Below are 20,843 nucleotides of genomic sequence, written 5' to 3' on the forward strand. Positions count from 1 at the left end.
CTAAAGTAAAATCTCGGCCACATTCGGATGGCCTAAAAAATCCTGTGGACTGGCGGTGGGCCCGTAAGCACCTGACTGATACACCACTACCCAGTCACCCACCTCAGCTTTGGGTAAGTTCATCCGGTCCGCTAGAATATCCAGCGGGGTGCAAAGTGGCCCAACAATGGTAACCAGCTCAGTCTCACTCTGGCTAAAGCGGTTGGCTATTGCTACCGGATAGTTTTTACGAATAACCTGGCCAAAATTACCTGAGTTGGCTAAGTGGTGATGCAAGCCGCCGTTACACACCAGATAAGTGGTTCCACGAGAGTGCTTTTTATCGACTACCTGACAGGCGTATAAACCTGCCTCAGCCACCAGGTATCGCCCAAGCTCAATAACCAGCTCAATATCGGCCAATTCAGCGTCATACTGGCTAAGTAAACCGTTGAGCGAACCACCTACCGGCGCTAAGTCAAGCCGCCGCTCGCCGGCAAAATAAGGGATGCCAAAACCACCGCCGAGGTTAATAGTGTCGGGTCGGTATGGGCAGGCCATTACCAGTTTCGCGGCCAGAGCAAACGTTTGTTGGTGCGCTTCAATTAATGCTTCTGCTTTTAAGTTTTGTGAGCCGCAAAAGATGTGAAAACCACGTAATTTAACCGGCATATCGGCAATGTCTGCTAACAGTTCAAGTACTTGTTCTTCATCAATACCAAAGGGCTTGGCACCACCGGCCATTTTCATGCCTGAGGCTTTCAGTTCAAACGCCGGATTTACCCGCAGGGCCACTTGTGGGGTTTTGCTGGTTTGTGCCGCCAGCGTACAAATACGCTTAAGCTCACCAAGCGATTCAACATTAAGCGTAACGCCGGCAATAATGGCAGATAACAGTTCGGCATCGCCCTTACCCGGGCCGGCAAAACTGATATCCGCTACCGGCATGCCGCTTTGTATTGCCAGCAGCATTTCTTTTTGTGAGGCGACATCAAAACCATCGACTAACGGCTTTAAATGCTCGACCACCGGCCAGTATGGGTTAGCTTTAACGGCATAATGCAGTTTTATCCGTGACGGAATATGGCGGCGAAAACTGGCGACCTGTTGATTAATAATGTTGCGATCGTACACATAAAATGCCGGCTGATTTAACAGCTGATTTATTTCAGACATGGTAAAACCGGCGGCAAGCAATTGGCCCTGCTCTGCCCTGAACTGGTTCATCTGCTCATGCTGTGGCGCACTATTATTATTGGTACCGGTATAGTTAGTGCTGGTATTGTTCGCGTTGGTACTGCTCATGTTGACGATCCTGTCATGCTGTTATTACTATCTAGAAAGTAATCCTGATACTGGCTGGCAAGCGATTTGCGGTCAATTTTGCCATTGGCATTTTTTGGCAAGCTAGCAAGCACAATAATTTCTTTAGGTTGCATAAAGTTGGGTAAACTACGTTTTAACTGGGTTTGCCAGCTTTTAACATCTGGATCTGACCCCGAAGTTGCTACTATCACTAAAATAGCTTGATCAACGCCATCGTAAACGCCTATTGCTGCGACATCAACTAATGCTGGGTCCAGCCGGTACACGGCTTCCTCTATTTCAGTTGGACTTACCCGGTAACCGGACGTTTTAATCATTTCATCGCGCCGGCCAACAAAATACAGATACCCTTCTTCATCGGTCTTGACGGTATCGCCAGACCATACGGCCGGGCTTTGCAGCTGAATGCCAGATGGAATCATTGGATCGAATTTAAAGCGCTCAGCGGTTTTCTCCGGAGCATTCCAATAGCCCAGACTAACCAGAGGGCCACGATGCACCAATTCGCCTGGCTCATTAGGGCCGCATAAGCTGCCATCTTCACGAACGACTACTATTTCAGCGTTAGGAATGGCTTTGCCCATCGAACCCGGTTTGCGCGCTAAATCGGCTGGCGGCAGATATGTTGAGCGGAACGCTTCAGTTAAACCGTACATCAGATAAGGCTCGGCATTGCTGAAGATACGTTGCAGCTGATTAAGCAAAGGTTGGGGCATCGCGCCACCCGAATTGGTTAAATAGCGTACACTCGCTGCGCTGTCTTCAGACCATTTCGCTTTGGCCAGTTGCGCCCATAATGGTGGCACGGCGGCAATACCGGTGACCTTATGGCGGGCCACTGCCCGCACCACATCCTGCACCAGAAAAAAATCCAGTAACAACACGCTGGCGCCAACGGTAAAAGCGGTGGTTAACTGGCTTAAGCCGTAATCAAAGCTAAGGGGCAATAATGCCAGAATGACATCATCGGCGGTATTTTGCAGATAACTCGCGACACTGCTGGCGCCCACCAGCATATTGCGTTGCGATAGCACCACACCTTTTGGTTTGCCGGTGCTGCCTGAGGTGTACAAAATCGCGGCCATGTCACTGTCAGTTACCGCACCCGTTAGCGCGGGTAAAAAATCAGGCCCCGCCTGGCTGATAGCAGGCAATAACGGTTTTACCGTTAAGTGCGCGGCTGGCGGCTTGGTACTATCGTCGTCCGTTAATAAAATGGTATGCAAATCGGGGCAGTCGGCCAGCACCTCAGCTAAGCCGGCTAGCCGATCTTTGCTGGTTACCAGTACCCTGACGTTGCAATCCTGCAGAATATGTTGCACCTGCTCTGGTTTTAGTGCCGGATTGACCGGCACAAACACTCCGCCACAGGCGTTCGCCCCCCAGATACTGAAAATCGTTTCGAATTGCTTGGGTAAGTACACCGCTACCCGATCAAAGCGCTTAACGCCAAGCTGGTATAAGTTAGCAGCAACAGCATTAACCTGCTGATACAGTTCAGGGTAACTTAAGCTTTTATCTTTAAAGTGCAGCGCAGTATGTTCGGGAAATGCCTGTTGTGCATGTTGTAACAGTTGATATAGATTTTTAATCATCCTTTCCTCTGGACCTTTCACTTTTCATCCCTTTGTGTGCAATAATAAAACAGTTTGAAGCAGAAACCGATAAAAAATTGAGGTTACTTCTCATTTTAGCTTGCAAATCGCAAGCTGAGTGTAATCTCTTACAGGATATCGTTACAAAAAAGGACGCATTACATGCCCAATCAACAACTACTCGCCGATATTTTGCGCACTGTACTACAGATAGAGAAAGATTTCACCGCCGATACCGCCCTGTTAGGTGCTATACCTGAGTTTGATTCGATGGCAATTATTGCCGTGATTACTGAGCTTGAAGATCAGCTGGGCATCGAATTTGATGACGATGAAATATCCGCTGAAATATTTGAAACCTTTGGCCGTTTGAGTGCTTTTGTATCGCAGAAGCAAGCAGCCTGAGCCATCTCCGCTATCAACAAAACAATTAATATAGCATTGAATACAGGATTGATTATGTCACCATTTAGCCGGGTATCTGTTATTGGATTGGGTTATATCGGTTTGCCTACTGCGGCCGTTATTGCATCCCGCGGTGTTGAAGTACTGGGTGTCGATGTGTCGGAGCATGCCGTTAACACCATTAATCAGGGTAAAGTCCATATTGTTGAACCAGACTTAGATATGCTGGTACAGGCTGCTGTAACTACCGGCAAGTTAAAAGCATCTTTAAGCCCGGAACCTGCCGATGCTTTTATGATCGCCGTACCTACCCCATTCAATGAAAACAAAAGCCCGGATTTAAGTTACATTAAAGCAGCACTGCAAACTATTGCCCCGGTGCTGGCCAAAGGCAATTTAATTGTCCTGGAGTCGACCTCTCCGGTTGGTACCACTGAGCAAATTTCCGAGTGGCTGGCAGAGATGCGCCCCGATTTAAAATTGCCTCATACCGACGGTGAACAAGCAGACTTATTTGTTGCACACTGCCCGGAGCGTGTATTACCTGGTCGCGTGTTACAAGAGCTGGTAAGTAATGACCGGATTATTGGTGGTATTACTCCCCGCTGCGCCGAGCGCGCGATAGAGTTGTATCAACTGTTTGTCCGTGGTGAATGCCTGCGCACAACCGCCCGCACCGCCGAAATGGCTAAATTAACCGAAAATGCCTTCCGGGACGTTAATATTGCTTTTGCCAATGAGCTTTCCATTATTTGCGATACGTTAAAAATTAATGTCTGGGAACTTATTAAACTGGCTAACCGACATCCACGGGTTAACATTTTAAGCCCGGGCCCCGGAGTGGGTGGCCACTGCATTGCCGTTGACCCCTGGTTTATTGTTGACTCAGCCCCTGAACAAGCGCAGATTATTCGAAAGGCCCGGGAGATCAATGATAACAAGCCGTTGTATATTGTCGAAAAGATTCGCCAGGCTGCAGACCAGTTTAAAAAACCGGTTATAGCCTGCTTAGGGTTGGCTTTTAAAGCTGATATTGACGATTTACGCGAAAGCCCGGCACTGGATATTGCCAAGCAATTGTTGCAAGACAATATTGGAGAAATTTTATTAGTAGAGCCCAATATTAAAAAACTACCTGCTAAACTGGCTAATTATAATGCTGAATTGACCACACTGAATCAGGCGCTGGAAAAGGCTAATATTTTAGTGGTGCTGGTAGATCATAAACAGTTTAAAAGTTTACAGCCCGCCGATGTAACAACAAAAGTTGTTATTGATACCCGGGGTATTTTTGGCTGAACAGAGCCAGATTTTATCTGGCTGGCCTGCAAACCTGTTTGTCACTTAATCTGGCAGCACGTTTGTTACTAAATTTGTCACCACGTCTGTCACCACAAGGGAGTGTAGTAACATGAAAAAAATCTCAATAAGCGCCGTGATTTTGTTAGCCCTACTTAGCGGCTGCAGCGGCAAGGATGCTGCAGAGCACTATCAGGACGCCTTAACGTACAGCCAGAACAATCAATACAATGCCGCAGTTATTGAACTGAAATCTGCCATTTCACAGGCGCCGGACAATATCGATTACCGATTATTATTAGCCCGGGTTTACCTGAAAACCGGCGATATGGTGTCTGCAGAGAAAGAATTTGAACGTGCTTTGCGCAACGGTGCTGACCCGGAAACTGTCGCAGTAGAAGTGATTCAGACCAGTTATCTGGCAGAAAACCATCAAAATGTCCTAAGTCTGTTTAACGACACCGAAGGCCTTAGCCCGAAAACCGAGCATTACCTGAAGTTTTACCGCGCCATGGCTGAAGTTGAGCTGGGAGCCACCGCTAACGCGATAGCTATATTTGATGAGCTGATTAATAGTGAATACCCTGATTTAGCAGCCTATGCTGAGGCAGCGTTACTGCTGAACGCCCGCAACATAACTGATGCCCTTAATGCAGTGCAGCAAGTTAATAAAGACAGTTTAATTGCCAAAGAGGCGCTGTTATTAACCGCGCAACTGCAATTACTTGATAAACAAACTGACAATGCCATCGCCAACCTGCAACAGTATATCGCGCAAGTGCCACGAGCGTTGCGCGTACGATTGATATTGGCGCAAACTTATGTCCAACAACAGCAATTTGCCGAAGCAGATGAGCAACTGGCTTATATACTACAGTTAGCGCCAGAACATGGCCTGAGCAATTATCTTAAAGCGACGATTGAATATCAGAAACAAGACTATACCAAAGCAAAAGAGCATATCGACAAAGCGATAAATGCCCGTTTCAGCAATACGCCAAGCCGTATTCTGGCGGGCATAGTAAGCCATCAGCTTGGCCTTGAAGCGCAGGCACTTAGCCACCTTAGTACGGTTAAGAATAGTTTGCACACTTTCCCGCCAGCTCAGCGCTTATACACATTGCTGCAGCTTCGGGCCGGGGAAACCGCCGATGCAGCCAGTAGCCTGAGTAATGCTGACTTTACCGAACAGGATTTGTCGTTAGTTGCCGGTACAGCATTTCAGCTAATTAGCCAGGGTGATCAAAGTATGGCTGCTGAAATTATCAGCCGCTACGAAAACATGGTGGTACCGCAGGACGGCCAGTCACTCAGTACCTTAGGCAGCCTGAAACTGGGTTTGCCTAATCGCAATGCAGAAGGCATTAAAAACCTTGAGCAGGCACTAATGATGGATCCGGGTTTACATGATACCCGCTTAGTGTTGGCCGGCAGTTACATCAGACAAAAGCAATTTGACAAAGCGGCAGAGCTGGCTGACGAATGGTTGAAAACCGAAGAAACCCGCAATGCCGGCTATAACCTGAAAGCCCTGACTTATTTGCTGCAGCAAGATATTGAAAACGGCAAGTTAATGCTGGCAGAAGCGCAAAAAGCTGACAGTGATAATGTGTTTACCTTATATATGATGGCAGCCGTTGCCCGTGACGAAAATGATATCGCCAAAAGTGACGCCTTGTTAAAGCAGGCAATTGATTTACGCTCTGATTACGTACCTGCGCTGATTGCCTATTTTACTTCAATGCAACAACAAGGTACCCCGCAAGAGGCTGTTGATTTGGTGGAGCGCTCGCACAAAGCCCACCCTGATAATAATCAAATCAGAATGTTACTGGCTAATCTGTATCAAAGTCGTAATAATTTTGCTGATGTAATCACTATTCTGAAACCCATTAGCGATACCCAACAACAATTTACCCCGGCTTTTTATAATTTATTGGTGAATGCGTATGTCAGAACAAACCAGGCTGACAAAGCACTTGCGCTGGCAGAGCGTTGGTTTAACAGCGACGACAAAAACATCAGGGCGGGTTTAGCCTACGCTAATTTACTGGCCAACGACCGGCGTTTTAACGACGCTATACTGGTGCTGGACAAACAGCTGAAAGCCCATCCAAAGGAACCCATCTTACTGCGCACCAAGATTGCGGCGCAGTCAGAAAATGGCGATCAGAGAGGTGCCCTGGCAACCTTCGAACTGTTGCCGCAAGAGCTCGCAAACAGTGCTGAAATGCTGTACCACAAAGGCCGGATCCAAATACTGAATAAGCAAATCAGTCCGGGCCTGGAAACCCTTAATAAGTCATACAGCATAACCCCGAGCCCCGCTACCGCTATTGCAATTGCCGACGCCTATGCGAAAGATATTTCATATCGCAGGGCCGTTAGTTTTCTTGAAGAGCACTTTACTAAACATGGTAAAAACAGCACTGAATTACAAGCGTTTTACGCTAATTTGCTGATCGAAGATGATGTCAATAAGGCTGTTGCCGAATATGGTGAAATTGTTCAGCAGTCACCTGATAGTATTATTGCCCTGAATAATTATGCCTGGGTGTTATTGGAAGTGGGTAAAATTACCGATGCCAGAACCTATGCCGAACAAGCGTTAAAACTTAATGATCGTCATCCGGATGTGTTAGATACCTATGGCAGAGTATTACTCGAGCAGGGTGAACCCGCCAAAGCAAAAGCTCAGTTTGAGCAATCATTGGCAATTAGACCGGGTCATGCTGAGGTACAGCTGAATCTGGCCCAGGCATTGATTAATAATGGTGAGCAAGAACAAGCGGGTAAAGTACTGGCAGCCGTTAAAACCGACAATGTAAAGCATCTTGACCGGGCCAAGGAATTACAACAGAAGCTACATTAATAGCCTTACTAAACCGTATTAGCAATACTGACTCGTGGTAGCAAGAAGCCGGCTAATCCCGGTTTCTTTCTCATAATTACATTGTATTTCAGACATTAAGACTGTTGCTTCGCAAGCTTGCCTTGATTGTAATATTTTTGTTACAACACCTGATAAACATCCCTCCTTTACAGACAATGTCAGAATAATTTACACGACCTAGTGGAAGATACTAAAATTATCAATTAAAACAACAAGATAAAACTTGGCTTAAAAAGTGCAATGTACCCTTAAAATGCGAATGCTAAAAGTAGTTCGCCCTATTGTTCGATTAAGGAGATGTATATGAACAAATTATGTAAGGGTATGCTGGCAGGTACAGCTTTATTAATTGCCCCTGTTACACAAGCAGCAGTGATTGAGTGGGCATATACAGTAACAACAGAATGGACATCAGCTACGTTCACTAACGGTGGTGCAGATGCCAATGCCATCCAAAATAATTCGCTAATTAGCTGGGGTAGTGCGAGCGGTGACCATACCATGCTTGGTCAGCGAGCTGCTGATTCACGCAGTGCATTAGAAATCACAGATTCAACTGTTACAGGTAATGTTTTTACCAATGATTTAACGCCTGAATCAACTAACACAATTACCCATTTCAATAATACACTTTCCAGTAGTTTTGATACGTTAACAGATGCCAATCTGCGGACAACATTAAACTTAACGCCTGTTAATCCGGTAGGCCCGGCATTACCGGCATTAATGACCGACTTTACAATCGATTTTATTGAAACAAATAACTTTTTAGCCTGTACCTTTCCAAGCAGTTCATTTTGCGACGATATTTTTATTCTTCAGATAGGTGCACTAAATTCGTCTTTCAATTATGAAGGGGTCAATTATTTCGTAAATATCGTTGAATTAACAGGTAATTTACGTCTGCTACCTGATAGAACATGCGCTACCGCAGGTGTTGCCAACGGTTGTTTCGGTTTTACAACCAGAGAAAATGCGATTACACCTGCAAACTTTGGCTTCATTATTACTGCTGCAATACCTGAGCCGGCAACATTAGGTTTATTTGGTTTAGGCCTGTTGGGTTTAAGCGTATTTGGACGTCGTCGTCAAATTAAAAAATAATTGACTATTAACTTGAAAACCTCCATTCGGAGGTTTTTTTATGTCTGATGATTGGCCCCGGAAACCGGGTTTACATCAGGTGCAGAGGAGCAGCCAGTGGGCTGATAACGGCCGGGGCTGATAATATTATCCGGATCTAATGCCTGCTTAATCTTGTTACTTATTTGCCAGAATGGCTGGTCTGCTTTGAGCAAGCTGGCTTGTTGTGCCAGGTTAAGCCGGTATGGTACCCAACCCTGTTTTAAGCCTTCGCTGACTAACTCGTCAAGACAAGCCTGTGCTTGTGCAACCGCATTGCTATCAGCCAGGTTAAATACAATGGGGATAGTGCTGTCTACGGTATCGTGCTTTAAGCTGGTAAAGGTGATCATCGGTTCAATACCATATTTGGGACAGACTGCCCTGACATGGCTGATAAAACACCGCATTGCGTCACTTTTCATCGGTACCAACGGCGCATACCACAGCAAACCACAGCCATCTACCGCCGGGTTTAACGCCCGGCTTTTTAGCGGCTGACAACCAGGATTACGCCAATATGCCACTGGCAACGCTACCTGATTAGGAAAGCCGCGCATTATTTCAATGCCGCCATCGAGCGAACCGAGCATTTTTCGTTGCTTGCTTAGTATGGTATCGGGTAGCAACTGCATTAGCAGCCGGCCGAGTTTGATTAACCCGCTATCAGAGAAGATCTTTTTGCTACAGTGACCCGCCGCAAAGCGTTTAATCTCTGCTCTGGCGGCCTTAACTACCGATTTCTGGCCATATAAAGTTCCGGCAATGGTCCAGGCTGGAATATCATAATCTTTGGCAAGCCTGGCCAGCTGTTGATCGGTCATCACCTTGTGTGCTGCGGGTCCGTTAGGGTTAGGCGCCATCATCGCGGTGACCCGCCGCTGATCCATGATATTGACCGAACCGACAACCCCTTCCAGTTTCTGCAAAATGGTAAATACGATTTGCTGCGCCTGTTCAAACTCATGCTCACTGGCAAACTGCAGATAAAAGGCGCTGAATGCCTCGGGGTCGGCTTTTAAGCGCAGGCTTATCTCGGTTACCACAGCCAGATTGCTTTGGGTCCATAAACCGTCCAGATAAGGGCCTAACCCATACTTATATGTTTTATCGATAAAATCATCAGTACTTTCATCAAGCTCAGCTACTGCAGAGCGAATGGCGGTGCCGTCGGCTAAAAAGCCCCTGATGCTGTTAACCGCGGCAAAATGATCAGTATAGGGTGTAATGCCGTAACCCCGCTCCAGGGCATTACCCAGAATACTGCATCCCGGCCCCGCACCGGTAACCGGCACCATATACTTAAGCTGATGTAAATCCAGATAATCACGTAGGTCTTGTTGGGTGACGCCAGGCTCGACCGTAAATATACCCAATGTTTTATCATCACATGTAATACGATTTAACTTCGACAAATCAAGAATGACAGCATTAGCATCATTGGCCCGGGCAGAAGCATAACCCCAGTTGCGGCCAGTACTGATAGGATGGACAGAAAACGGTATCCCGGTATTTTTATGATCACCAGCCAGGGTCAGTACCTTAACAATATCCTGTTTATTTCCTATTTTTACTGCACATCCCGGGCTAGTCAGGCTGCCCTCACAATTGCGTTTATAAACAGCTAAGTCGGCCTCTGACGATAACACCTGGCTATCAGTACTTAGTGTTTGTTGCAATAAACTGGCAATGGCGGCAACAACGGATTGATCAGTGGTGGAGTTCAATAATTAACCCCAAGTTTTCCAGTGAAATTAATGCCAAAACGGTTATCACCATCGCCCTGGCCCTGTTCAAATAAATCCCGCTCAATTGAATGCAGCAGTCGGGTAAAACCAGAGGAAATGCTGGTTCTGAACATATCTGAATTAATATAGTAAGCCGCTCTTTTACCATGGTATTCAATGGGCTTACCAAGTTGTTTAAAATTAATGCCAATAAAACTCAGACTGCGGGCCAACCGCGGTTCCATCATCACATAGCCATGAAATCGATTTGAATGAAAACCCATTGCCGCCGCCGACATATATAAACACACCGCAATATAGGGAAAACAACGTAACTCACTTTCCGAGTAAACTTTCTCGTTAAATGCACCGGTTGCGGCTCCTTTAAAATGATCTATTGCCCGCTTACGAAAGTTTTCAGGCACAGCCAGCCGGGAGATTTCACAGACACTTTCCCGCGGGAAATTCCAGGGAGCAAACTCTTCATCTTCAATGGCATGGGCACAGAACTTTTCAATTGGTAACGGCTCATCGTCTTTAGCGGAAGTGATTAAGCGGACCGTGCCTGCCAGGGCATCAGAATTAAGGTGCCTGATAAAGCAATGAATTGAACGGTCGTCAAACTCGTCGAACTCCTCATAGCCTTCTTTAATATCTTCAAAATGCAGCTCTTCACAATATACCTGATGCCGCAGCCGATAAACTTCATGACGAAGTGCTTCGGTGTTTGCAATTTGTGGCCGCAAATATTTGGAAAAATGGGCCGAAATGGTTTTAGCATCGTTGCTGGCCAGACCGGCCATTGCTTTTTTAACCATACCACCAATAATGGGTTTATCTGCCAGAGATTTAAGCCGTCTCATAGACCCCTCGTAAGCAATTTATCATAATCGCGCCGCTGCAATATTTGCCAGATCAGAAATTACAGTCATCATCGCTGAATCCTGTATTGGTCAAGTGTAGATGATCATCTCAGATTATTCTGTTTTCAGATTACCACTTAATTGGTTAATTCAAGACTCAATTGCCAAGTTATGCAAATAACTCAGCCAGTTTTACCGGAACGATATCATTTGCGGTTTGATAACCGATGTCATAAAGCCACTGTTTTTGCTGCAGTGTCATATCAAAATTTACAGATGAAATAACACCGGTATTGACGACAATGGTGTTGTGCCAATATTCTGCATGAACATACTCCCGTGATATCGCGTTCATAAAGGTTTGAATTAACATATAAATATATGAAAGCACCGGAAAGTAGCGACTGGCAACAATGGGTTTAGTACTGGCCTCACTTTTTAAACGGAAACAGACCAGAGGCAAGCCCTGCCCCGACCAGTCCCGATGTAATGCATCTTCCGACAAAATCACGCCGTCGGTCATCACATGATGTTTAAAGCGTTTAAAAGAAAAAAATAACGGTATCGACATCGAAAAGCGAATGGCCTGAGAAACCTTTAACTCAGGGGTAAGTTGCCGGTTAAATATTACCGGCCCACCACCCTGAATATCGGTTGCCAGCACGTGTAAATCTAACTGCAAATCGATAAAGCGCTTACCTTCAAGTATTTTATCAAGCCAGGATTCAAAAGCGTTTCCATCACTTAACCCGCCCAGCCGCACCAATTTTGTAATAGACAAACCACGAAACTGCCGAAAGTCGGTTTGTAGCGCCAATTCATGCATTTGCTGTAAGTTCCAGCCGGCGGCTAACAATGCAGCGACAATACTACCGCCTGACACACCGACAATATGATGGAAAGTAAGCCCTTGGTGCTGTAATGCTTTTAAAATACCAATATAACAAGATAGGCGGGTGCCGCCTCCGGATAATATGGGTACTATTTCCTTAGGCATCAGCAACCTTACCTGGTTAATTATAATTAATAACTCAGTATGGGTTAATATCGATAAGTTTCCAGCGCTTGCTAGAGCAATTTGTATACAAATACGCTAGTATGATCATGTTCACTATGGAAAGGGAAAGTACTATTGCTATGGTTAAGCATATTTGTTTTTTTGTCTTGTGCCTGTTTTTTATTCTACCAACTCATGCAACTGAACTTGTTGATACTCTTAAAAAAGTCAAACCATCTGTTGTCGCTATTGGCATCTCTAATCCGACAGGCTCTCCCCGAATACGGCTGATTGGCAGTGGGTTTGTGGTAAGCCCTGGTAACAGAATAGTGACCAACTATCACGTAATTGCTAATCCACTGGATGAAAGCAAGCTTGAACAATACGTTGTGCTGTCAGGCCATGGCACCGTGTTTAAAGTTCATCAGATAACCCAACAATCGCATGCCCCTGCCTATGATTTAGCGCTGTTAAGCATTAATGAGCAACTGCCAGCCTTAGCAGTAAGTAAGACCTCTTTAGTTGCCGAAGGTACTTCGATCGCCTTTACCGGCTTTCCGATTACCCAGGTTCTGGGCTTATATCCAGCAACACATACTGGTATTGTTGCTGCACAGACCCCTATCGCTATTCCGGTTGAGAGTGCCCGTGATTTAAAGCTCTCCATGCTCAAGCAACTGGACAAACCCTATCTGGTTTATCAGCTGGACGCCGTTGCATATCCCGGTAACAGTGGCAGCCCGTTGTACCGGCCTGACAACGGCGAAGTTATCGGTATTATTAATCAGGTGTACATTAAAACCAGCCGTGAGGCGGTGCTTAGCGATCCAAGTGGTATCAGTTACGCTATTCCCAGCCAGCATTTGCTTAACCTTATGCAGCAGTCAAACTAAACAGGCTTGCGTTTATGGATAATATTTTAAGCTTCGGTTTAGACAAAGCAGGGTTTGTCCTGGCGGCCGTCGCTTATTTATTTTTTTTCGGTTTGTTACTAACCACTAAGGTCAGTAACCTGCCTAAGTACCTGTTGCTAGCATTATCGTTTACCAGTTTTTGCTGGGCGGTGTTTTATAGTTGGACTTCGGCGCTGCCTTTCACTTCGCTTAGCTCGCATATCATTGAAAATACCAAAAATGTCATGCTGTTGTTGTTTCTGCTTGCAGCGCTTAGCAAGGCAAACAATAGCTTCAGTCAGTTTATTCGTCAGCCTCGTGTGTTTGGTTTACTTATTCTCTTTATCTGCTGGAGTGCCATTTCAGGCAGTTCGCTGCTAAGTGCCAGCAATGTATTCACCGGTAACCTGGCAATATGTATTTTGCAGCTCGCACTGCTGGAAGCTTTATACCGACGCTCAGGTGAGGCAAAATGGCAATATAAACCACTGGTTCTGGCCCTGACTATTACTACCTTGTACGATTTTGCCCTGCTGGCAGAATCGGCCCTGTTTGGCCGGATTGATGATCAAATCTGGTTCGCCCGCGGTTTTGTCTATGCGGCCATGCTGCCGTTTATGATCATTGCGGTGCGGCGAATTAAGGCCTGGGGCATCAACGTTTACATTTCACGGGATATCGTGCTGCAAAGCTCGCTGGTATTGGGGGCCGGCGTATATCTTTGCCTGTTGGCCATTACCGGCTTTTACATTCGGTATTTTGGTGGTAATTGGTCAAATTTAATTCAGGCCACGTTTGTTATCCTGGGCATAGCCACTCTGATATTTTTAATGTTGTCAGGAACGCTCAGAAGAAAGCTAAAGGTATTTATCGAAAAGCATTTTTTTGCCAATAAGTTTGATTACCGGGAAAAATGGCTGCTGCTGACCCGATCTTTGCAGAAAATAGATATAACCGGCCCGGAAGACCATTATAAAAGTTTATTACAGGCATGGCTAAATAGCGTTAGCTACAGCAGGGGCGCTATTATCCGTTTTAAGGGCAATGACATGGTTACCCTGGCACTGCAACAACGGCCTGAATTAAACAGCGATGAGCAGCAGCTGCTTGCTGCCTACCGACACAATTTCAGTAATCGCAACTGGCTGGTTGATTTAACCGATAAAAGTGATCCCTTTGTCCAGAACGCCATTGCAGATAAAGTTCTGGATATTCAACTTATTATTCCCATTCAAACCAAAGGTTCATTATGGGGCGTATGCGTGATGAATGCGCCTGCCGTCAATAAACTCAGCTTAAATTGGGAATTAAGAGACTTTCTGACCTTGGTCTCTGAGCAAATATCCAGTCAGCTACTGCTAATGCAAGCCAGTCAGACTTTAAGTGAAAATGCCCAGTTTATTGCCTTTAGCAGAATGTCAGCTTTTGTGGTGCATGATTTAAAAAACGTTAAAGCGCAAATCGATCTTATTCTGAAAAATGCTGCAAAACACCGGAATAACCCGGAGTTTGTAGATGACAGTTTCAGCACCCTGGCTGCGATGCAGCAACGCTTGCAAAATATGTTAAGCCAACTGACAAACAAGAGAGCCGACCAGCAAACTAATACCCTTGTCTCCGTAGGCAGGTTGGTACAAGATGTGATTGACAATCGCTGCGCAATAAGAAAACCCGTCCCTACCCTATTTATAGAACAGGATTGCACGGTTTATATCGATAAAGATCGCTTTAGCAGTGTGTTGTTTCATCTTATCGATAATGCCCAACATGCCACTGATTTGCAGGGTACAGTGACGGTATCGGTAAAAGAAGTTTGCGACCAACTGCAATTATCTATTGTTGATACTGGTTGTGGAATGACGGAATCTTTTATCCGGAACAGGTTATTTAAGGCGTTTGATTCAACCAAAGGTAACGCCGGAATGGGCATAGGCGCTCATGACGCTTTGAGTTTTGTAGAGCAACAAGGTGGCCAGCTAACTGTCAGTAGCAAGCCTGGCCAGGGCACTACGTTTATGCTGCTATTACCGTTAAACTCTGCGGTAAGTTTAGCTGAGCATCCAGAAAAAATCATACAAGGAATGTGATATGAAAACTGTACTGGTCGTCGAAGACGATATTGGTATTCAGAAGCAACTAAAATGGAGCCTGAGTGATTACGAGATAGTATTTGCGGATGATAAAGCAAATGCTTTAACCCAGTTACGACGCTACGAACCCGCTGTTGTCACCCTTGATTTAGGTTTACCGCCCGATCCTGCCAATGCTTCAGAGGGTCTGGCCTGTCTGGCTGAGATTCTGGCTATTCAGCCAGACTGCAAGGTGATTGTTCTTACCGGTAATACCGACAACGAACATGCTCTTAAAGCCGTCGCGCTGGGAGCATACGATTATTACCAGAAACCGATTGATGCAGATGTTTTAAATATCATTATCCAGCGCGCTTTTAAGCTTACCGAGCTGGAACAGGAAAACCGTGCCTTAAAAGCCAGTGATAGCTCACAGTTAGACATTATCGGTAATAGCGAGGCTATGATTAAAGCATGCCGGACTGTCGAAAAAATAGCACCCACTGAAATTACCACTTTATTGCTTGGCGAGAGTGGCACCGGTAAAGAAGTGTTCGCCCGGGCCATTCACAAACAAAGCGAACGAGCCAAAAAACCTTTTGTCGCAATAAACTGTGCTTCAATTCCGGAAAACCTGTTGGAAAGTGAGCTTTTTGGCTATGAAAAAGGTGCCTTTACCGGAGCCAATAAAACCACGTTAGGAAAAATTGAATGCGCCAATGGTGGCACCTTACTGTTGGATGAAATTGGCGATATGCCATTAAGTTTACAAGCGAAAATGCTACGGTTTCTACAAGAACGGGTTATTGAACGCATTGGTGGTCGCCAGGAAATTGAAGCCGATGTGCGGGTAATTTGCGCAACCCACCGTAATCTGGCAGAGATGGTCGCCGCACAGACGTTTCGGGAAGACTTGTATTACCGGATCAGCGAAATCACGCTGACTATCCCACCACTTCGAGACCGGGGCCACGACATTATTATTATCGCCAAAGCATTGTTGCATAAATTTAATCAGGAATACCGCTCGCAAGTTAATGGCTTTACCGACAATGCCATTCAGGCCATGTTACATCACGGCTGGCCTGGTAATATCCGCGAGTTACAAAACAAGCTTAAGTCTGCAGTCATTCTTACTGATAATAAACTGATTGATGCACCTGATCTTGGCCTTAATACCAACCATCACGATAAAGTTGATACGTTGAGAAAAGTCAGAGAGCAAGCTGAAACACAGGCGGTTCGCCATGCCTACGCTGTAGCCAACACTAATTTATCTAAAACAGCAGATTTACTTGGTATTACCCGACCTACATTGTATGCCCTGATCGATAAATACCGATTACACGACTTAAAAAATTCTGATCACGAGCATTAAACCACACTTGATTAATATTGCATTTAACCTGAATGCACTAAGCCTGGTGCAGAGATACAAAAAAGCCCGCAAAATGCGGGCTTTTTTACAAGTGCCAGTATTAAAGGCTGATACCTTTAGTTTTAGCACGATCTTTGATATAAGAATCCCAACTACGCACCTGACGTGAGGTTGAAGGATCTTTTTTCGCATCCTGTAGCGCCGCGTAAGCTTCTTTCAGTTTACCCTGATAGAAATACGCTTCCAGAATGTTCAGATGAACACTACCTTCGCTATCCACGTTTCTGCTTAATGCAGCGTTAAACGCCGTAATAGCTTCTGGATAGCGCTGCACAGACATCAATGCCATGCCCTGCCGACGATAGGCATCTGCCTCGTTAGTCAGTTTTGCCAGCTCACCATAATACTCAGCTGCTTTGTCATACTCACGGGCTGCCTGATAATTTGAAGCAATAGCCGCTAACATGGTCTTATCTTTCTTGATCTTACCACTCTTAACGTACTTCTCATAAACAGAGGCCGCTTTGTAAGGAATATTATTATTCGCATACATCTGGCCTAGCGCCTTAAACTCAGACTCTTTTTCAAGATATCCTTGCATGTGCGCTAACTGAAATGCACTTAGCGATTTGCCGTAGTCTTCAACCAGGGTATAAAAGTTACCCAGATAAACCCAGTACGTTTTTTCCTCAGGAAACAACTGCACCATCGTTTCTACGGTAGCAACCGTCTCCGGGTAACGTTTCAGCTCGTAATAAGAACCCATTTTCATTAAATAGTGGTTCTTATTCGGCTCTTCAGAGAAGCGTATTGCATTATCCGCTGCCGGAAGAGCTTGCTGAAAATCACCTAATTGATAATAAGCCTGCGCGATGCGGAAATAGACATCTGGATTATTTTCACCGGTAAAACGCATCCAGCGACGATAACTGTCAATTGCCACTTTAAATTTACTTTCCTGAATTTGTAAATCAGCAAGTAATTTCAGCGCAGCTGACTGGTCACTAAAACCCAGAACATCTGGTTTTACTGCCAAATCGAGATACTTTATCGCTTGAGGTATGTCTTTAAACGCGTAGATGTTTCCTAAAAAACGATTAAGAAATGCTTTATCGAATTCACCGCTTGGATCAGCATCCAGCAACACTGCTATTGCTTCATCCAGCTTTTCTTCGTTGTAAAGCTCCAGCGCTTTGGTAATTGTCCGCCCAACCCGTTCGCCGGGTAACTGGGTTTTAGCGTTTTTACGCTCTTCAATACGCTCCCGGTCTGCAGCGCTTAAATCCTGCGCCGATACCGGAAGTGTAAATATGCTGAAGCTCGCAGCTAACACTAAACTGGAAGTTAATAACGTTAATTTGTTCATAGTTAACCTCCCGCCATGTCAAGGGTAAAGTCTAGCTGTACCTGCTGACCTGGCTGTTGCATTGGTTTACCGTCAACAACTTTCGGACTGTACTTCCAACGGCGTAGTGCCCGAATCGCTTCGCGGTCAAAAACCCGACGCGGTTCTGCTTCGATAACTTCTACGTTATCAACACTGCCATCTTCCATAATAGTAAAACTTAACCGAACCCAGCCTTGCAAACCGTCACGGGCGGCCTGAACCGGATAACGAGGTTCAATCCGTACTATCGGGGTCGCATCGCCATCACGTAACAATGAACCAGGGTTATTTAAGCCAACCGTCGCGCCTAAATCCATACCCGGCATATTAAATCCAACCGCACCTGCGGTATTAGTCTGCTCAGGCTCTGGCTGTGGCGTTTTTGGCGGCTCAGCCGGTGGCGGTGGTGGTGGTGGCGGTGGAGGCCGCCGCACCTGTGTATCTGAATCAGGCGGCGTAGTGTTGATTTCAACAACAATACGCTCTTGCTCAGGCGCCCGACGTTTGTCGCTGTTTTGAATCAACAGCGCCATGATCAGAAACAACAGAAACGTTACCACTGCACCGATAATTAACGATGTTAGGAAACGCATCATAACTAGTTTTTCTCCCCGGCAATGGTAATTATAAGCGACTGATCAGCAGCTTTAACCTGATCCATTACTTCCATTACCACACCGTGCTTAGCGCCTACATCAGCCTGCAGAATAATAGTATCTGTCGGTGACTCAGCTCTTAAACGCTCAATGTTGGCAGAAACCCGCTCAATATCTACCATCCGCTTGTCCATCCATACTTCACCATTCTCACGAATCGCGATAAAGATAGTAGCTGACGGCTTCTGCTGGGCCTGGGTTGCTTCCGGCTTGTTTACATCAATACCGGCTTCTTTGACGAAAGAAGTAGTAACGATGAAGAATATCAACATAATGAAAACGATATCCATCATCGGCGTGATGTCGATTGCCGCTTCCTCGTCTTCACGAATACGTTTACGTGCCATAAAATTCTCTCTTAATGATGCGGTAAGCTGTCAACGAGATCTGCTTTTTCCCGTTTCACTTTCACTTCCAGCCGCGAACTGAAAAACAATCCTGATAACGCTGCAACCATACCCGCCATTGTCGGAATTGTTGCCATCGAGATTCCGGCTGCCATGGTACGGGGGTTACCTGTACCTTGGGTCGCCATAATATCGAACACTGCTATCATGCCGGTTACTGTGCCAAGTAAACCAACCAATGGACACATTGCAACCAAAGTTTTAATCAGTAACATCCGCTGATCAAGGTCATTTGTCGCTTCAGAAATCCAAGTATCACGGATTTTATGGGCATACCAGGAAGTGGTATCTGCTCTGGCATCCCATCGGGTAATAATATCCTTTTTAATCTTAGGAAATATTGCCGACACGTACCAGTAGCGCTCTAACATCAAAAACCACATGATGAAGAGAACCACGGCAACAACGTAAAGTACGTTGCCACCGGTATGAATAAAATCCTGTACCGATTCCCACAGCCCTACTAGCTGGGTCATCATTAGGCGTTCTCCTTCTCCGCATGAGCAGCAACAATACCTGCGCTTTGCTCATCTAACACGTGTAAGATAGATTTCGCTTTGGCTTGTACAATGCTGTGTACAAACAATAAAGGTAAAGCAGCAATCAGACCCAGAGCGGTGGTTACCAACGCCAGAGAGATTGAACCTGCCATCAGTTTCGGGTCACCGGTTCCGTACAGGGTAATTTGCTGGAATGTCAGGATCATACCGATAACGGTACCTAACAGACCCATCAACGGCGCTACTGCAGCAAATAACTTAATTAAACCAATACCACGGTCAATGCTTGGTGTTTCACGAAGAATTGCTTCATCCAGTTTCAGTTCAAGGTTTTCAACATCAGCAGAGCGGTTCTGGTGATATACATTCAGAATACGGCCCAGTGGGTTGCTGTCTGAAGGGTTAGCCAGGTTTTTCAGCTGTGAACGCATTTTGCCACCTACCATGGTTAATACCAGGAAGCGCTCAAGTGCGATCAGTAAGCCGATGAACAGCAATACTGTGATCAGGTAACCAACAGTGCCACCCTGGTGGTAGTATTCCATCAGTGTGCTACGTTGCTGGTTCAAACGCAGTAAGCTGTTGCCTTTAGTCGGGTCAACATACAAACCGGCTAACTCACCTTCTGCAGTATTATGATATTCAGCAACAGAGTTATGAATTTTAGACTGTGGCTGACGGCCCAGAGGTTGGATCTGGTCAGTATCAACGTTACGAATTAAATACTCGTCGTCAGTTGTCAGGTGGAAAGAACCGAACCGGGTAACCCGCTCAGTTGAACTGCCGCCATCTAATTTAACCACTTCAGCATCAAACTTAGCGATTTTTGCTGATTCAGTCATTTCAGTCAGCATAGCAACCCACAGATCTTCCATCTGGTTCAGTGTTGGTAGCTCAGTTGCTGCAGCGATAGCGCGCAATGGCTCTTCACGACCAGGATACTGGGCGCTGATCAGAGAACTGGTAATAACACCAATGGTCTGGTTAGCCGCTTGACGAACAACACCAAATACCTCACCCATAGTACCCTGAGCACTTTCCAGCTCCTGGATTTTCTGGGCGATTAAGATGTCATTCTCTGAATACGCTTTAGCAAGACGCTTACCGCGTGCTTCTTCATCAGCAAACTGCTTTTTCGCTGTATTCAATAAGGCTTGCTTATCAGCACGCTCAGCCAAAAACGCACGCTCGCGTTCCTGGTTCATCCGGCCTTCAACAGCCCGCTCTTTTTTGATCTGCTCTAAAAGCTGGTCAAGCTGAGCAGTATTTGCCGCAGCGTTAAATGCTACAGATGCCGATAAAGTGACGGCAGCAGCAACAACTAAAGTTTTAATAGCCTTTCTCATT

At 45.7% G+C, this 20,843-nt stretch carries 17 protein-coding genes; 7 read left to right on the forward strand and 10 right to left on the reverse strand.

The genetic code is table 11. The features are described from left to right. Together B2Q61_RS15185 and B2Q61_RS15190 are read right to left on the reverse strand one after the other, a co-directional pair. Positions 1–1,284, reverse strand: coding sequence for a pyridoxal-dependent decarboxylase, exosortase A system-associated (locus B2Q61_RS15185; RefSeq protein WP_290617275.1), 1,284 nt, complete (start codon positions 1,282–1,284; stop codon positions 1–3). Beyond that, a complete protein-coding gene (locus B2Q61_RS15190; protein WP_290617277.1) occupies positions 1,281–2,900 on the reverse strand; it encodes an acyl-CoA ligase (AMP-forming), exosortase A system-associated in 1,620 nt (539 codons plus the stop codon). Before B2Q61_RS15190 ends, B2Q61_RS15185 begins: the two co-directional genes overlap by 4 nt. A 162-nt stretch (positions 2,901–3,062) precedes the next feature. Here B2Q61_RS15190 and B2Q61_RS15195 point away from each other — a divergent pair, with 162 nt between their 5' ends. From B2Q61_RS15195 to B2Q61_RS15210, 4 genes are all read left to right on the forward strand, one after another. After that, positions 3,063–3,305, forward strand: coding sequence for an acyl carrier protein (locus tag B2Q61_RS15195; protein WP_290617279.1), 243 nt, complete (start codon positions 3,063–3,065; stop codon positions 3,303–3,305). 54 nt (positions 3,306–3,359) lie between these two features. Then, the gene (gene wecC / locus B2Q61_RS15200; RefSeq protein WP_290617281.1) at positions 3,360–4,604 is read left to right on the forward strand and encodes a UDP-N-acetyl-D-mannosamine dehydrogenase; all 1,245 of its coding nucleotides are present in this window, start codon (positions 3,360–3,362) and stop codon (positions 4,602–4,604) included. A 112-nt stretch (positions 4,605–4,716) separates the two neighbouring features. Next, positions 4,717–7,476 carry an XrtA/PEP-CTERM system TPR-repeat protein PrsT gene (gene prsT, locus B2Q61_RS15205; RefSeq protein ID WP_290617283.1) on the forward strand — a complete coding sequence of 920 codons (2,760 nt, stop codon included), beginning with the start codon at positions 4,717–4,719 and terminating at the stop codon, positions 7,474–7,476. Positions 7,477–7,800: 324 nt separating this feature from the next. Further along, positions 7,801–8,601, forward strand: a complete 801-nt coding sequence (locus tag B2Q61_RS15210; protein WP_290617285.1) for a THxN family PEP-CTERM protein — start codon at positions 7,801–7,803, stop codon at positions 8,599–8,601. A 38-nt stretch (positions 8,602–8,639) separates the two neighbouring features. Here the strand turns inward: B2Q61_RS15210 and B2Q61_RS15215 are convergent, their stop codons facing one another. The 3 genes from B2Q61_RS15215 to B2Q61_RS15225 form a co-directional block, all read right to left on the reverse strand. After that, the gene (locus B2Q61_RS15215) at positions 8,640–10,346 is read right to left on the reverse strand and encodes an FAD-binding oxidoreductase (protein ID WP_290617287.1); all 1,707 of its coding nucleotides are present in this window, start codon (positions 10,344–10,346) and stop codon (positions 8,640–8,642) included. Then, a complete protein-coding gene (locus tag B2Q61_RS15220; protein WP_290617289.1) occupies positions 10,343–11,209 on the reverse strand; it encodes a PEP-CTERM/exosortase system-associated acyltransferase in 867 nt (288 codons plus the stop codon). Before B2Q61_RS15220 ends, B2Q61_RS15215 begins: the two co-directional genes overlap by 4 nt. A gap of 169 nt (positions 11,210–11,378) precedes the next feature. After that, positions 11,379–12,206 carry a patatin-like phospholipase family protein gene (locus B2Q61_RS15225; RefSeq protein ID WP_290617291.1) on the reverse strand — a complete coding sequence of 276 codons (828 nt, stop codon included), beginning with the start codon at positions 12,204–12,206 and terminating at the stop codon, positions 11,379–11,381. 140 nt (positions 12,207–12,346) lie between these two features. Here B2Q61_RS15225 and B2Q61_RS15230 point away from each other — a divergent pair, with 140 nt between their 5' ends. The 3 genes from B2Q61_RS15230 to prsR are packed head-to-tail and all read left to right on the forward strand — an operon-like array spanning position 12,347 to position 16,546. Further along, a complete protein-coding gene (locus tag B2Q61_RS15230) occupies positions 12,347–13,099 on the forward strand; it encodes a S1 family peptidase (protein ID WP_290617293.1) in 753 nt (250 codons plus the stop codon). A 14-nt stretch (positions 13,100–13,113) separates the two neighbouring features. Next, the gene (gene prsK, locus B2Q61_RS15235; protein WP_290617295.1) at positions 13,114–15,186 is read left to right on the forward strand and encodes an XrtA/PEP-CTERM system histidine kinase PrsK; all 2,073 of its coding nucleotides are present in this window, start codon (positions 13,114–13,116) and stop codon (positions 15,184–15,186) included. A gap of 1 nt (position 15,187) precedes the next feature. Beyond that, on the forward strand, positions 15,188–16,546 hold the full coding sequence (prsR, locus tag B2Q61_RS15240) for a PEP-CTERM-box response regulator transcription factor (RefSeq protein ID WP_290617297.1): 1,359 nt from the start codon (positions 15,188–15,190) through the stop codon (positions 16,544–16,546). 100 nt (positions 16,547–16,646) lie between these two features. Here prsR and B2Q61_RS15245 read toward each other — a convergent pair whose 3' ends face one another. Genes B2Q61_RS15245 through B2Q61_RS15265 form a run of 5 tightly spaced genes read right to left on the reverse strand, consistent with a single transcriptional unit; the run spans position 16,647 to position 20,842 of the window. After that, positions 16,647–17,912 carry a tetratricopeptide repeat protein gene (locus tag B2Q61_RS15245; RefSeq protein WP_290617299.1) on the reverse strand — a complete coding sequence of 422 codons (1,266 nt, stop codon included), beginning with the start codon at positions 17,910–17,912 and terminating at the stop codon, positions 16,647–16,649. A 2-nt stretch (positions 17,913–17,914) separates the two neighbouring features. Continuing rightward, positions 17,915–18,529 carry an energy transducer TonB gene (locus B2Q61_RS15250; RefSeq protein ID WP_290617301.1) on the reverse strand — a complete coding sequence of 205 codons (615 nt, stop codon included), beginning with the start codon at positions 18,527–18,529 and terminating at the stop codon, positions 17,915–17,917. 2 nt (positions 18,530–18,531) lie between these two features. Then, on the reverse strand, positions 18,532–18,936 hold the full coding sequence (locus tag B2Q61_RS15255; protein WP_097111182.1) for an ExbD/TolR family protein: 405 nt from the start codon (positions 18,934–18,936) through the stop codon (positions 18,532–18,534). An 11-nt stretch (positions 18,937–18,947) separates the two neighbouring features. Next, positions 18,948–19,475 carry a MotA/TolQ/ExbB proton channel family protein gene (locus tag B2Q61_RS15260; protein WP_290617304.1) on the reverse strand — a complete coding sequence of 176 codons (528 nt, stop codon included), beginning with the start codon at positions 19,473–19,475 and terminating at the stop codon, positions 18,948–18,950. Next, a complete protein-coding gene (locus tag B2Q61_RS15265; protein ID WP_290617306.1) occupies positions 19,475–20,842 on the reverse strand; it encodes a MotA/TolQ/ExbB proton channel family protein in 1,368 nt (455 codons plus the stop codon). The genes B2Q61_RS15260 and B2Q61_RS15265 overlap by 1 nt, the downstream gene beginning before the upstream one ends. Position 20,843 lies beyond the last annotated feature (1 nt).

The organism is Arsukibacterium sp. UBA5043 (genome assembly GCA_002415085.1).
In the GTDB taxonomy this organism is placed as follows: Bacteria; Pseudomonadota; Gammaproteobacteria; order Enterobacterales; family Alteromonadaceae; genus Alishewanella.

Coding starts and splice junctions, on each gene's coding strand:
- B2Q61_RS15250 (WP_290617301.1), bottom strand. CDS start 18,529: ATGATGCGTTTCCTAACATCGTTAATTATCGGTGCAGTGGTAACGTTT.
- prsT (WP_290617283.1), top strand. CDS start 4,717: ATGAAAAAAATCTCAATAAGCGCCGTGATTTTGTTAGCCCTACTTAGC.
- B2Q61_RS15210 (WP_290617285.1), top strand. CDS start 7,801: ATGAACAAATTATGTAAGGGTATGCTGGCAGGTACAGCTTTATTAATT.
- prsK (WP_290617295.1), top strand. CDS start 13,114: ATGGATAATATTTTAAGCTTCGGTTTAGACAAAGCAGGGTTTGTCCTG.
- B2Q61_RS15230 (WP_290617293.1), top strand. CDS start 12,347: ATGGTTAAGCATATTTGTTTTTTTGTCTTGTGCCTGTTTTTTATTCTA.
- B2Q61_RS15220 (WP_290617289.1), bottom strand. CDS start 11,209: ATGAGACGGCTTAAATCTCTGGCAGATAAACCCATTATTGGTGGTATG.
- B2Q61_RS15195 (WP_290617279.1), top strand. CDS start 3,063: ATGCCCAATCAACAACTACTCGCCGATATTTTGCGCACTGTACTACAG.
- B2Q61_RS15260 (WP_290617304.1), bottom strand. CDS start 19,475: ATGATGACCCAGCTAGTAGGGCTGTGGGAATCGGTACAGGATTTTATT.
- B2Q61_RS15265 (WP_290617306.1), bottom strand. CDS start 20,842: ATGAGAAAGGCTATTAAAACTTTAGTTGTTGCTGCTGCCGTCACTTTA.
- B2Q61_RS15255 (WP_097111182.1), bottom strand. CDS start 18,936: ATGGCACGTAAACGTATTCGTGAAGACGAGGAAGCGGCAATCGACATC.
- prsR (WP_290617297.1), top strand. CDS start 15,188: ATGAAAACTGTACTGGTCGTCGAAGACGATATTGGTATTCAGAAGCAA.
- B2Q61_RS15190 (WP_290617277.1), bottom strand. CDS start 2,900: ATGATTAAAAATCTATATCAACTGTTACAACATGCACAACAGGCATTT.
- B2Q61_RS15245 (WP_290617299.1), bottom strand. CDS start 17,912: ATGAACAAATTAACGTTATTAACTTCCAGTTTAGTGTTAGCTGCGAGC.
- wecC (WP_290617281.1), top strand. CDS start 3,360: ATGTCACCATTTAGCCGGGTATCTGTTATTGGATTGGGTTATATCGGT.
- B2Q61_RS15185 (WP_290617275.1), bottom strand. CDS start 1,284: ATGAGCAGTACCAACGCGAACAATACCAGCACTAACTATACCGGTACC.
- B2Q61_RS15225 (WP_290617291.1), bottom strand. CDS start 12,206: ATGCCTAAGGAAATAGTACCCATATTATCCGGAGGCGGCACCCGCCTA.